At 64.9% G+C, this 12010-nt stretch carries 11 protein-coding genes; 7 read left to right on the top strand and 4 right to left on the bottom strand.

Annotation, left to right across the window (positions count from 1 at the left end; genetic code table 11):
• From FJ424_RS18415 to FJ424_RS18400, 4 genes are all read left to right on the top strand, one after another.
• Nucleotides 1–597, top strand: a 597-nt coding sequence (locus tag FJ424_RS18415; protein ID WP_140786369.1) for an ATP-binding cassette domain-containing protein, incomplete at its 5' end; no start/stop codon positions are given.
• 83 nt (nucleotides 598–680) lie between these two features.
• On the top strand, nucleotides 681–1673 hold the full coding sequence (iolG, locus tag FJ424_RS18410) for an inositol 2-dehydrogenase (protein ID WP_140658750.1): 993 nt from the start codon (nucleotides 681–683) through the stop codon (nucleotides 1671–1673).
• Nucleotides 1674–2049: 376 nt separating this feature from the next.
• Nucleotides 2050–2844, top strand: coding sequence for an SDR family oxidoreductase (locus FJ424_RS18405; RefSeq protein ID WP_140659530.1), 795 nt, complete (start codon nucleotides 2050–2052; stop codon nucleotides 2842–2844).
• A gap of 196 nt (nucleotides 2845–3040) precedes the next feature.
• Complete coding sequence (locus FJ424_RS18400) at nucleotides 3041–4132, top strand: 3-deoxy-7-phosphoheptulonate synthase (RefSeq protein ID WP_140659529.1); 1092 nt, start codon at nucleotides 3041–3043, stop codon at nucleotides 4130–4132.
• Nucleotides 4133–4154: 22 nt separating this feature from the next.
• On the opposite strand, the gene FJ424_RS18395 is transcribed toward FJ424_RS18400, so the two are convergent.
• On the bottom strand, nucleotides 4155–4790 hold the full coding sequence (locus FJ424_RS18395) for a LysE family translocator (RefSeq protein ID WP_140659528.1): 636 nt from the start codon (nucleotides 4788–4790) through the stop codon (nucleotides 4155–4157).
• 124 nt (nucleotides 4791–4914) lie between these two features.
• Between FJ424_RS18395 and FJ424_RS18390 the strand changes: the two genes are divergently transcribed.
• Nucleotides 4915–5619 carry a YafY family protein gene (locus tag FJ424_RS18390; protein ID WP_140659527.1) on the top strand — a complete coding sequence of 235 codons (705 nt, stop codon included), beginning with the start codon at nucleotides 4915–4917 and terminating at the stop codon, nucleotides 5617–5619.
• A 30-nt stretch (nucleotides 5620–5649) separates the two neighbouring features.
• On the opposite strand, the gene FJ424_RS18385 is transcribed toward FJ424_RS18390, so the two are convergent.
• Nucleotides 5650–6450: a class I SAM-dependent methyltransferase gene (locus FJ424_RS18385; RefSeq protein ID WP_140659526.1), complete on the bottom strand. Its 801-nt coding sequence runs from the start codon at nucleotides 6448–6450 to the stop codon at nucleotides 5650–5652.
• 425 nt (nucleotides 6451–6875) lie between these two features.
• On the opposite strand from FJ424_RS18385, the gene FJ424_RS18380 reads away from it, so the two are divergent.
• Nucleotides 6876–8042, top strand: coding sequence for a hypothetical protein (locus FJ424_RS18380; RefSeq protein ID WP_246677285.1), 1167 nt, complete (start codon nucleotides 6876–6878; stop codon nucleotides 8040–8042).
• Between the two features lie 54 nt (nucleotides 8043–8096).
• Here FJ424_RS18380 and FJ424_RS18375 read toward each other — a convergent pair whose 3' ends face one another.
• Together FJ424_RS18375 and FJ424_RS18370 are read right to left on the bottom strand one after the other, a co-directional pair.
• Entirely contained in the window at nucleotides 8097–9182 is a 1086-nt protein-coding gene (locus FJ424_RS18375; protein ID WP_140659524.1) for a nitronate monooxygenase, read from the bottom strand.
• Between the two features lie 62 nt (nucleotides 9183–9244).
• Nucleotides 9245–10360 (bottom strand): LacI family DNA-binding transcriptional regulator, encoded by a 1116-nt coding sequence (locus tag FJ424_RS18370; RefSeq protein WP_181182238.1) that lies wholly within the window; start codon nucleotides 10358–10360, stop codon nucleotides 9245–9247.
• A gap of 626 nt (nucleotides 10361–10986) precedes the next feature.
• Here FJ424_RS18370 and FJ424_RS18365 point away from each other — a divergent pair.
• Complete coding sequence (locus FJ424_RS18365) at nucleotides 10987–11949, top strand: sugar-binding protein (RefSeq protein WP_140641641.1); 963 nt, start codon at nucleotides 10987–10989, stop codon at nucleotides 11947–11949.
• Nucleotides 11950–12010: the final 61 nt, after the last annotated feature.

Genomic DNA, 12010 nt, shown 5'->3' with positions numbered 1-12010 from the left:
GACGGCAAGATCTGGTTCGACGGCAAGGAGGTGAATTTCGCCGGCCCGATCGAGGCGCGCGAAGCGGGCATCGAGACAGTGTTCCAGAACCTCGCTCTGGCCGACGACCTCGACGTGCCGTCGAACCTGTTCCTCGGCCGCGAGAAGGTGCTGTTCAATCTCGGGCCGTTCTCGATCCTCGACCGCAAGGCGATGCGCAAGGCGACGGAGGCAGCACTTGTCCGCACGGCGGTGAAGATCCCGAACCTCTCCAGCACCATTCGCCACATGTCGGGCGGCCAGCGCCAGTGCGTGGCGATCGCCAGGACCGCGACCTTCGCCTCCAAGCTGATCATCATGGACGAGCCGACGGCGGCGCTCGGCGTGCAAGAGACGGCGCAGGTCGAAAACATCATCCGCACGCTGAAGGAAAACGGCGAGCCGCTGATCCTGGTCAGCCACAACATGCGCCAGGTGTTCGACCTGGTCGACCGCATCGTCGTCTTCCGTCGCGGCAAGATCGTCGCCAATCTGCGCAAACAGGATACCGACGGCAACGACATCGTCGCCTACATCACCGGCGCCAAGACCGGACAGGCGGAGCTGCAGGCCGCCTGACGGGCGCTACGACGGGATCAAACCAGTCATCCGCGCCGGAAGGCGCGGATATGCCTACAAAACCCACCCTCGAAGGACATTCCATGACACTCCGCTTCGCTCTCCTCGGCGCCGGCCGTATCGGCAAGGTGCATGCCCGCGCCGTCGCCTCCAACCCGCAGGCCAAGCTGGTCGCCGTCGCCGATGCGTTCGAGAAAGCGGCGACCGAGCTCGCTTCCGCCTATGGCGCGGAAGTCCGCACGATCGAGGCGATCGAGAAGGCCAAGGACATCGACGCTGTCATCATCTGCACGCCGACCGACACCCACGCCGATCTGATCGAGCGCTTCGCCAAGGCCGGCAAGGCGATCTTCTGCGAGAAGCCGATCGATCTCTCCGTCAAGCGCGTCGAAAAATGCCTGGCTGTGGTCGAGAAGACCAAGGCCACGCTGATGGTCGGCTTCAACCGCCGCTTCGATCCGCATTTCGCCGCTGTCCGCAAGGCGATCGATGACGGCGCCATCGGCACGGTCGAGATGGTCACCATCACGTCGCGCGATCCCGGCGCCCCGCCGCTCGATTACATCGCGCGCTCGGGCGGCATTTTTCGCGATATGACCATCCATGATTTCGACATGGCGCGCTTCCTGCTCGGCGAGGAGCCGGTTGCGGTGAGCGCCCACGCCTCCGTGCTGGTCGACAGGAAGATCGGCGAAGCAGGCGATTTCGATAGCGTCAGCGTCATCCTCGAAACCGCCTCCGGCAAGCAGGCCGTCATCTCCAATTCGCGCCGTGCCACCTATGGCTACGACCAGCGCATCGAGGTGCATGGCTCCAAGGGTATGGTCGCGGCCGAGAATCAGCGGCCGGTATCGATCGAGCTCGCCAACGACAAGGGCTACACCCGCCCGCCGCTGCACGACTTCTTCATGACCCGCTATCTCGACGCCTATGCCAATGAGATCGCCTCCTTCATCGCCGCTGCCACCGCAGGCAAGAAGGCGGCACCGAGCGGCAAGGATGGGCTGATCGCGCTGAAGCTGGCGGACGCTGCCTTGCAGTCGGCCAAGACGGGCAAGACCGTCCGCGTCGACTAGTCCGGCTGGGCGAACGCTTTGAAGGATGGTCGGTTTGTTGGTCTGCAAGGGTGGCGAGTAGCCGGAACATCCATCGCGTCGTCATCCACGGGCGGAGCAGGAGCGAAGCGACGCGCGCAGACCCGAGGATCCATGCCGTTACATCGGAGCGGTGCCCAACGGTCCAGAATTCTGCGCCGCGGCATTCTTCGGCCGGGGTCACGGCATGGATCCTAGGGTCTCCGCGACGGAGCTTCGCTCCTGCTTCGCCCTAGGATGACGAAGTTGGGGACGCCTCGGCCAAGTTGTGAACGTCGCGACAAGGCACCGGGAAGCTGATCGGAACGTCAATGAACCTCGAAAATCCATTGGTCATTCAAAACACAGGAGCACAGCGATGAGCGGTTTGGCCGGTCGCAATTCACAAACGCGCGCCATCGTCACCGGCGGTGCGCAGGGCATCGGCTTCGCGGTTGCCGAAGCCTTGGCGGACGAAGGATGTCGCGCGTTGGCGCTGATCGGCCGCTCGCAGGAGAAAGGCGACAAGGCGGTTGCCGCGCTGAAGAAGAACGGCGTCGACGCCATCTTCATCAGCGCCGACGTCGCCAAGGTCGCCGACTGCAAGCGCGCCGTCGAGACGGCGATCAAGCATTTCGGAACGCTGAACGCGCTGGTCAACGCCGCCGCCACGTCCGCACGCGGCTCGCTGGTGGAGACCACCGAGGAGCTGTTCGATCAGATCTTCGACACCAATGTGCGCGGCCCCTTCTTCCTCATGCAGGGCCTCGTCGGGCATCTGCTCGAACGCAAGGCGCCCGGCTCGATCGTCAACGTGCTGTCGATGTCGGCGCATGCCGGCCAGTCGTTCCTGACGCCCTATTCGACCAGCAAGGGCGCGCTGATGACGCTGACCAAGAATGTTGCGAGCTCCTACCGGAAGAACCGCATCCGCTGCAACGCCGTGCTGCCCGGCTGGATGGACACCGAGGGCGAGGCGATCGTGCAGAAGAAGTGGCATGCAGCACCCGACGATTGGCTGGCAAAGGCCGAGGCTTCGCAGCCGATGGGCCAGCTGGTGAAGCCGGCCCAGCTTGCGAGGCTGATCACCTATATGCTGAGCCCGCAGGCCGGCGTCATGACCGGCTCGTTGGTCGATTATGACCAGAACATTGCTGGCGTGATCGGGGAGTAGTGACAAGCGCTTCGGCATCGACTATATGAGCCGCATGATCAACCTGACCGCCACCTATTGGTACTTTAGCAGCTCGCTGGCGGCGGGAGGATTGCGCTCGATCTGAAGATTTGCAGATCAAAAATCCGACAAGCCGCCAGACCTGGCGGCTTTTTTGTTTCAGCCGGCAGGTCTCCTAAACCAGGAGCAGAAAGCCGTGTTGACCACCACAGACGACCTTCGGGTCACCGAAATCAGAGCCTTGAGCACGCCGGACGAGGTGATGCGCGAAATATCGCGCACGCTGACGGTGACGCGCACCGTCGCCACCGCGCGCAACGCCATCCATTCCATCCTCTCGGGGGCCGACGATCGACTGCTTGTCATCGTCGGCCCTTGTTCCATCCACGATCCGGTCGCCGCCGTTGACTATGCCAGCCGTCTGGCGGCGCTGCGCGAAACCCTGGCCGACCGGCTCGAGATCGTCATGCGCGTCTATTTCGAGAAGCCGCGCACCACGGTCGGCTGGAAGGGCCTGATCAACGATCCCGACCTCGACGGCAGCTTCAATATCGAAAAGGGGTTGCGCATGGCGCGCAACGTGCTGTCGGCCGTCAACAATCTCGGCCTGCCGGCGGCGACCGAGTTCCTCGACATGACCATCCCGCAATACATCGCCGATCTCGTCGCCTGGGGCGCCATCGGCGCGCGCACCACCGAAAGCCAGATCCACCGCGAACTGGCCTCGGGCCTGTCCTGCCCGGTCGGCTTCAAGAACGGCACCGACGGCAATTTGCGCATTGCCGCCGAGGCGGTGAAGTCGGCCGCCCAGCCGCATCATTTCATGGCGGTGACCAAGGGTGGACGCAGCGCCATTGCGGCAACCACCGGCAACGAGGATTGCCACGTTATTCTGCGTGGCGGCGTCCAGCCGAACTATGATGCGGCGAGCGTTGAAGCGGCCGCTGCCGAGCTTGGCCGGATCGGTATAGCGCCGCGGCTGATGATCGATGTCAGCCACGCCAACAGCGCCAAGAAGCCGGAGAACCAGCCAAAGGTCGCGCATGACGTGGCGGAGCAGGTTGCCGCGGGCGACGAGCGCATCGTCGGCGTCATGATCGAGAGCAATCTCGTCGCCGGCCGTCAGGATGTCGTGCCTGGCAAGCCGCTCGTCTACGGCCAGAGCATCACCGACGGCTGCATCGACTGGGCGACCACCGAAACGGTGCTGCACGGCCTCGCCGGCGCCGTCGAATGGCGCCGGTCGGTGAAGCGCGAGATGCTCGCCACCCGTCAAGGCGCTGCTTGAGCGAAAAAGGTGAGGGCGGCGCTCACGCCGCCCTCAATCCTTCCCAGGCCGTGAATATCGAAACGGCAAACAAAAGCAGTCCGGCGCCCCGTCCGGCCAGGATGGTCGCTTGCGGATTGTCGACCAGCAGCCCCCGGCTGCGGCCGGCGGTGACGGCGAGCCCGCCATAGATTGCCGCCTGCGTGGCGACCGTCAGCAATCCCATGATTGTCGCCTGCATCCAGATCGGGCCGTAAGCCGGCTTCAGGAATTGCGGATAGACGGCTAGGATGAAGAGATAGGCCTTCGGATTGATCAGGCAGGTGACCAGGCCCTGGCGAAACGCCTTCCAGGCCGAGCGGCTCCCCGAAGGCCCGTCGTCGCCGACGGTGATCGAGCTGCGCATCAGCGAAATGCCGATATAGGCCATGTAGGCGGCGCCGGCTACCAGCAGCGGCGTGAACAGGATCGGCGCGAAATGCATGAGCAGGCCGACGCCGATGGCGCCGTTCAGCGTGTGCACGGCGCCGCCAAGCATGATGCCGCCGGTGGCGGCGAGACCCCTGTTGCTGCCGCCGGTCAGCGCGTTGGCCAGCACGAACAGCATATCCATGCCCGGAACGGCGATGATGCCGAGCAGAAGCACGAAGAACAGCCAGAGGTTTTCGGCGTAGCTCATGTCAGTTGCTCGTCGCATTACCCGCTTGCGCAAAAAGGAACCTGTTGATTTTCAAGTCGGTAGGCGGCCCTATAGGCGATCCCAACTGACGGGGATGTGTCAGTTGCGTTTCGGGTGAGAAAAAATGCGCAAGGCCTCGCGCCTGTTCGAGATTATCCAGATCCTGCGGCTGGCCAAGGGGCCGGTCACGGCGGCGACGATCGCCGGGCGGCTGGAAGTGACGGTACGCTCGGTCTATCGCGACATCGCGGCGCTTCAGGCCATGCGCGTGCCGATCGAGGGCGGGCGCGGCATCGGCTACATCTTGCGACCAGGCTTCGACCTGCCGCCGCTGATGTTTTCCATCGAGGAGATGGAAGCGATCGTGCTGTCGCTGGCGTTGCTCGAGCGCACAGGCGACGACGAGCTCAAGCAGGCCGCGAAGCGCGTCGGCGCCAAGATCGCCGGCGCCGTGCCGCCGCCCTTGCGGCAGACGCTGGACGCCAACGCCCTTCATGCCTGGGGTTTTGCAGCACCCTCCGCTTCCGCCGTCGATCTCGCTCTGGTCCGCCGCGCCATCCGCGACGAGGAGAAGCTCGACCTCTCCTATCGCGACGAGGCGGGGCGGGCGACCGGCCGTATCATCCGCCCGGTCGCACTGATCTACTATGCCGAGACCGCCAACATCGTCGCCTGGTGCGAGCTGCGCCAAGCCATCCGCAATTTCCGCAGCGACCGCATCGAGGACTGCCGGCCGGCAGGCCTGTGGTTCAAGGGCGAGGGCGACCGGCTGCGGCAGGTCTGGGTGGACGGCTGGGAGATCAATGCTTCGGCCGCTGCCGGCAACTGAGGCGCCGCCCCGCCGCGGTCGAGGTGACTTTCAGGGCACGATGCCCCGACAGGCCCAGGCGACATTGGCGAAGGACCGCGGCCCGTCGGGCCGGCCGGCCTGATAAGCATCGCGCACGGCGGCCTCGACGCGCTCCCGCTCGGCCGGATCCAATGTGGTCATGTATTTGCCGAGCGGGCCTTCGCCGGCGCCGATCGGCGCCCAGAAGTCGTCGAAATCCGCGTAGTCCATGCGGATCATGAGCTCGGCCTCGCTGACGTCGATGAGATCTTGCTCGACAAAGGTCCGCTTCATCTCGCCCGGCTGCATCATCGGCTGGAAGCAATAGCGGCTGCGCATCTGGCGCCCGCTTTCGCTGAGCGCGGCGACGGTGTCGATCATCATGCGCATGCCGGGCATGCCGCCGTAATGATCCCAGACCACGGCCGCGACCACACCGCCCGGACGCACCACGCGGCGCATCTCTGCCACCGCCTTGCCGGCCTCCGGCACGAAGTGCAGCACCAGCAACGCCAACGCGCGGTCGAACGCGTTGTCGGCGAATGGCAGAGCCGTGGCGTCGGCCTGACTGATGGTGACGCGCGGATCGGTGTTCCTCTCCTTCGCCGCCGCGACGAAAACCGGCGAAAAGTCGATGGCCTGGATCTCGGCGAGATCGGCCGATTTTGCCAATTCGAAGGCCAGGCTGCCGGTGCCGCAGCCGACATCGAGGATCTTTTCGCCACCGGCCAGACCGGTGAAGTCGATGAACTTGGGCGCGAGCCTGCGGCTCCATCGCCCCATGAGCTGCTCATAGCCGGATGCGGCATGAACGGTGAAGCTTGATGTCATCCCGCCCTCCCTTAGCTGGTCTCAGCCTAGACCTCCGCGGGAGCCATGCCAAGCAGCGAAAGCAGCGGATCGTCCCGGGATCGCACGCAAGGGTTGGAGCGGGTCGGCGCTGGCCGGCCCCGCACGTTGCCGGGAACGTATGCAGAAGCTAATATAGTGGCGGACCCTCGCGGACATTGGGGGACGAGGTGAGCAAGATCCTGATTTGCGGTGGAGGCGTGATCGGGTTGTGCACGGCGGCCATGCTTGGCCGCGACGGTCATGACGTGACGGTCCTCGAGGCCGATCCGGCGGATCAGCCTTCGAGTTCCATTCAAGGATGGGACTGGGAGCGCCCCGGCGTTGCGCAATTCAGGCAGCCTCACAACCTCAGCTCGCGTTTCCGGATGGTCGCCGATCAGGAACTGCCCGGGCTTACGGATGTATTGCTGCGCGCCGGCTGCGTCTGGATGGATTTTTTCGACCCTCGGTCGTTGCCCCCGACGATAGCGGACAGGGCGCCCCGCCCGGGCGACGAAGCCATGCGCTTCGTCACCGGCCGGCGGCCGGTGATCGAATGGGCCGTAGCCGAGATGGCGCAAGCTGCGCCCAATGTGACGGTCCGGCGGGGGATCAAGGTTCGCGAGCTGATCACCGGCGCCTCAGCCATTCCCGGTGTGCCGCATATTGCCGGCGTTCGCACAGCGTCCGGCGAGGAGATTCGCGCCGACTTGGTGATCGATGCGATGGGGCGGCGAAGCCCTGCCTGCGAATGGATCGTTGCGGCGGGAGGGCGCAGCCCGAGCGAGGAAGCCGAGGACAGCAATTTCGTCTATTTCACCCGCTATTTCACGGACAAGCAGCGGCCGCGCCGAAAGGGCCGCCTGCTTACTCCGATGGGGCTGTTCTCGATTCTCACGCTGGACGGCGACAACGACACCTGGTCCGTTACCCTGTTCACCTCCGCGAGAAACAAGGCCCTGCGGGCTTTGCGCGACACGGCCACGTTCCACCGTGTCGTCATGGCATGTCCCTTGCAGGCCCATTGGCTTGACGGCGAGCCGGTCACGCATGTCCTGCTGATGGCTGGGGTTCTCGACCGCTACCGGCGGTTTGTCGTCGACGGCCAGCCTGTCGTCACCGGGTATGCGGCTGTAGCCGACGCCTGGGCCTGCACCAATCCGTCTGCCGGGCGGGGCTTGAGCGTCGGCCTTGTGCATGCGCAGCTGCTCAGGAATGTCGCTCGCCGGCACATCGACGACCCCGCCGAATTCTCGCGGGAATACGATGCCGAGACCGAGCGCCAGGTCGGCCCGTTCTATCGCAACCAGATCGCCGCCGACCGTGCCCGGGTCGCGGAGATGAACGCCCTGGCGGACGGCCTTCCTGTTCCGCCGCCGAATCCGGTCATGGCCCGGCTTTTCGCCGCCGCAAGCGAGGATGCCGACGTGTTTCGCGGCGTGATCGAGATCGCCATGTGCGTCTCGCTGCCGCGGGACGTCATCGCCAGGCCGCATATCGCGGCAAAACTGGCCGAGCTGGATGGTCAGCCCTTGCCGCCGAACACCGGCATCATCGATCGCGACCGGATGGCATCCCTGCTTGCCGGGTGATCTTCGCAATCCGGGTTGGAACTTATCGGGGACGTCAACGACCGGAGATTTCGCTCAGGCAGGCCTCCCTTTGCCGGCCGAGAGCGCTTCGAATACCTCACCTGTTTCGGCCACGAGCATCCGCATCAATTCGCCCGCAGGAAGCTCCCTGTTCAGCGCCGCCGCCTGCCCATAGAGAAGAAAGGCGAAATCTCCCTTTGCGCCGGCGTCGCCGAGCGGAGCGCTGAGCGCGACCATTTGCGGGAAGTCCGGAAGGGGCGTCCTGCTCTCCTCCATGCCCAGGGCGTAGCGCGTGCGTTTCGCCCGCGCCGCGCGGCCGGTGAAGGCATCGGTGACCATCGTGTCCATGTCGCTCGCGGCGCGGATCAGGGCGCGGCGCGGTGCGTCGGTGCCGGCTTCGTCGCAGGACAGAAAGCCGGTGCCGATCTGCACGCCGCTGGCGCCGAGGGCGAAAGCGGCCGCTATGCCGCGGCCGTCGGCGATGCCCCCAGCGGCAATGACCGGGAGCTTGACGGCATCGACGACCTGGGGAACCAGCGCCATCGTGCCAACACCGTCGCCGGGACCGTTGGGGACATGCGAACCCCGGTGGCCGCCCGCCTCCCAACCCTGGGCGATGACCGCGTCGGCACCGCTGTCGGCAAGCTTGCGCGCCTCGGCGACATTCGTCGCGGTGCCGATGATCGCGATCCCGGCCTGCTTCAGCCTGCCGACGGCAGCCGCATCCGGAATGCCGAAATGGAAGCTCAGGACCGGCGGGCGGATCTCCAGCAGCAGTTCAAGCTTTTCTTCGTCGAAACCCGGTCCGATCGGCGGAAGCCTCCGCGAGGGCTCGCCGAGCGACAGCTCCTGGTAGTAGGGCCGCAATTTGTCGATGACCCGGGTTAGCACGGCGTCGCTGGTATCGGGTCTGGGAAAAACAAAGAAATTGAGGTTGAAAGAACGCTCGGTCGAGGCGCGCATCTGGCGCGCAACGTTGCGCAGGCCATCCGGCAACATCGATGCGCAGCCGAGCGACCCCAGCCCACCGGCATTGCTCACCGCGGCAGCGAGCTCCGGCGTCGCCGAGCCCGCCATCGGAGCCTGGATGATCGGATGCTCGATCTTCAAGAGATCGCATAAACGGCGGTTCGGCCACATGAGCGTTTTCCTGTCGGAAAGGAACACATGCCCACCCATCATAAGCCTGTCTCAGGGCAGGGTCACCGGAATTGTGCGGGCACGCTCCCCACGCTCTCCCGCTCCACCAGAGGGCACTCCAGCTTGGTGATGGGATAGCGGCCGCGGCCGGGCGTTGGCGGCGTTTCCAGCTGCTCGATCGCCCACTGGCCCATCGCCAGATGCGGCAGGATGGAGGTGGTCAGCGGCGGGAAGAGATGGCGGGCGATCTCCTCGTCGTCATAGCCGACCACCGAAATGTCCTGCGGGATATGCAGGCCCGCTTCCTTCAGCGCTTCGTAGCAGCCGATCGCGGTGCGGTCGTTCTGGCAGAAGATGGCGGTCGGTCGCTCCTTGAGCCCGAGCAGCTTGACCGTCGCGGCATAGCCGGCGCTGGCCGACCAGTCGCCCTCGACCACCAGTTCCGGGTCGAACGGGATGTCGGCGGTGGCTAAGGCGCGGCGATAACCTTTCAGTCGATCCTGCGCGGCTTGCATCCAAGGCTCGCCGGTGACGGTGGCGATGCGGCGATGGCCGTGGGCGATCAGGTGCCTTGTCGCGCTCTGGCCGCCGGCGATCTCGGAGGGAACCACGGCCGGGAAGGCATAGTCGGCGGTGTAGCAGTTGAGCAGGATCACCGGGATGTCGAGGCTGTAGAGGAAATCCGGCGCGGCAATCTCGCGGGTGAAGATGGTCATGTAGATCAGCGCCGAGATGCCGCGCCTTGTCAGTGCTGAAACCGCGCGCGGCTCCATCACCGCGTCGCCCATGGTCTGCGCCACCAGAAGCACATTGCCGGCGTTCCAGGAGGCTTGCCGGGCGCCCTCGATGGCGACCACCGCCTCGGGGCTGGTGGCGAGCTGGTCGACCGCGAAGCCGATGACGCCGTCGAGGCCTTCGAACGGCGTCACGGGCGGCCGCAGCGCTGAAAAGACCGGCGGCGAATAGCCCAGCGCTCGGGCTGCCTCGATCACCCGGTCGCGTGTCTGCTGCGACAGCCTGATGCCCGGCGAATTGTTGAGCACGAACGACACCGTCGCCTGCGAGCAGCCGGCGGCGCGCGCGATGTCGGTCATGGTGACGCGTCCCTTGGGCTTGGCGGCCGGCTTGCGGCGCCTGGAAGCTCCGGGGGGATCGCTCAGTTCCGTCGGTTCGCTCATGGTCGTTTCCCAAACCCAGCCGGCTCTAAAGCAAAGGCCGACGGCAACGGCAAGATGGTCGAGGTCGGTGCGTTTATCGACATTGCGCTCGGCTAATACATATTAGCAAGCGCGACAGGCAAATCGCCGGGTGCGCCGCTGCGCGACGAAACCGCCAGACAAGGTCAGCAATGCTGACGATTCCCGTATTTTCCGCGCGGCTTCAAGCGTTGCGGCGTTCGCTCCCTCACTCCCGGCGCGCCCTTCGACCAGCGTCTCCTCCGCGTCGAAGCGGGCCTCGCGGCCTCATAACTAATACTCTTTACTAATAGCGGGTAGCGTTCTACTGTCAACTCGTCGTAACCGTCCGGGCTTCCGTTCGGTGCCGGCAAAGTGCGAAGGATGCTTGCTCGGAACCCGGCGGCATGCCGGATTGGGTGCGCACTCCGTCTCACGAAAATGTCAGACAAATCGGACTATTTACGAACGCCACATGAGTGTCTAGTGTCTCGACCGCGGCCGGATCGGCACCGTTCTTAAGTCGGCGGACCTTTGCGCCACACCCTTGAGGAGGAGGGTTGTCCGCGCCGCAGCCGAGACATCAGCGAAGAGTTCTACAAGGCAAGTTCTACAAGGGAGGTTGAACTATGAAATCCATGATCCGCAACGCATCTGTCGCCGCGGCGGCCCTGCTTGTCGGCCTGTCGGTAAGCGCCAGCGTGCGCGCCGACGACAAGCCGACGCTGGCCTTCGTCGTCAACGGTGCGTCAGACTTCTGGAAGGCGGCGGAAGCTGGCGTGAAGAAAGCGCAGGGTGAACTGCCCGACTACAATCTCGAGCTCAAATATCCGGAACAGTCCTCGGTCGCCATCCAGCAGCGGCTGATGGATGACCTGGTGACGGCAGGCGTCAAGGGCATCATGGTCTCGGCCGTCGATCCCAAGACCTCGACCGACGGGTTGAACAAGATCGCGTCGGAAACGGCGCTGTTCACCACCGACTCGGACGCGCCGCAGACCAAGCGTGTCGCCTATATCGGCTCGTCCAATGTCGATGCCGGCAAGCAGGCGGCCGAGATCGCCAAGAAGGCGATGCCTAACGGCGGCAAGTGCCTCGGCTTCGTCGGCCTGCTCGGTGCCGACAACGCCAAGGAGCGCATCCAGGGGATGAAGGACGGGCTCGCCGGCAGCAAGATCGAGCTAGTCGACGTGCGCGGCGACGACATCGACCAGGCGCGCGCCAAGAAGAATGTCGAGGACGCGCTGGTCGCCAGCCCCGACATCACCTGCATGGTCGGCTTCTACTCCTACAACACGCCGCGCATCTACGAAGCGCTGCGCGATGCCGGCAAGCTTGGCCAGATCACCGTCGTCGGCTTCGACGACGATCCGATCACGCTGGGCGGCGTCAAGGAAGGCACTGTCGCCGCGACCGTGGTGCAGCAGCCGTTCGAATGGGCCTATCAAGGCATGAAGCTGATGGCCGCCTACCTCAAGGGCGACAAGTCGGGCATCCCGGCCGGTAACCTGATCATCATCCCGACCAAGATCATCGGCAAGGATGACGTCGACACCTACGCCGCCAACCTCAAGGCGATGGCGGGCAAGTAAGCCCAAGACAGTTGCGCCGGCTCGAGGGTCCCACCTTGAGCCGGCGTTCGTATTGACGGAC

Origin of the sequence: Mesorhizobium sp. B3-1-8, from assembly GCF_006439495.1 — a bacterium.
Lineage (GTDB): Bacteria > Pseudomonadota > Alphaproteobacteria > Rhizobiales > Rhizobiaceae > Mesorhizobium.
This window is presented reverse-complemented; position numbering and strand designations above follow the sequence as displayed.

Excerpts from the sequence above, each read along its gene's own strand:
- iolG (WP_140658750.1), top strand. The coding sequence starts at position 681 with ATGACACTCCGCTTCGCTCTCCTCGGCGCCGGCCGTATCGGCAAGGTG.
- FJ424_RS18405 (WP_140659530.1), top strand. The coding sequence starts at position 2,050 with ATGAGCGGTTTGGCCGGTCGCAATTCACAAACGCGCGCCATCGTCACC.
- FJ424_RS18395 (WP_140659528.1), bottom strand. The coding sequence starts at position 4,790 with ATGAGCTACGCCGAAAACCTCTGGCTGTTCTTCGTGCTTCTGCTCGGC.
- FJ424_RS18390 (WP_140659527.1), top strand. The coding sequence starts at position 4,915 with ATGCGCAAGGCCTCGCGCCTGTTCGAGATTATCCAGATCCTGCGGCTG.
- FJ424_RS18385 (WP_140659526.1), bottom strand. The coding sequence starts at position 6,450 with ATGACATCAAGCTTCACCGTTCATGCCGCATCCGGCTATGAGCAGCTC.
- FJ424_RS18375 (WP_140659524.1), bottom strand. The coding sequence starts at position 9,182 with ATGTGGCCGAACCGCCGTTTATGCGATCTCTTGAAGATCGAGCATCCG.
- FJ424_RS18370 (WP_181182238.1), bottom strand. The coding sequence starts at position 10,360 with ATGAGCGAACCGACGGAACTGAGCGATCCCCCCGGAGCTTCCAGGCGC.
- FJ424_RS18365 (WP_140641641.1), top strand. The coding sequence starts at position 10,987 with ATGAAATCCATGATCCGCAACGCATCTGTCGCCGCGGCGGCCCTGCTT.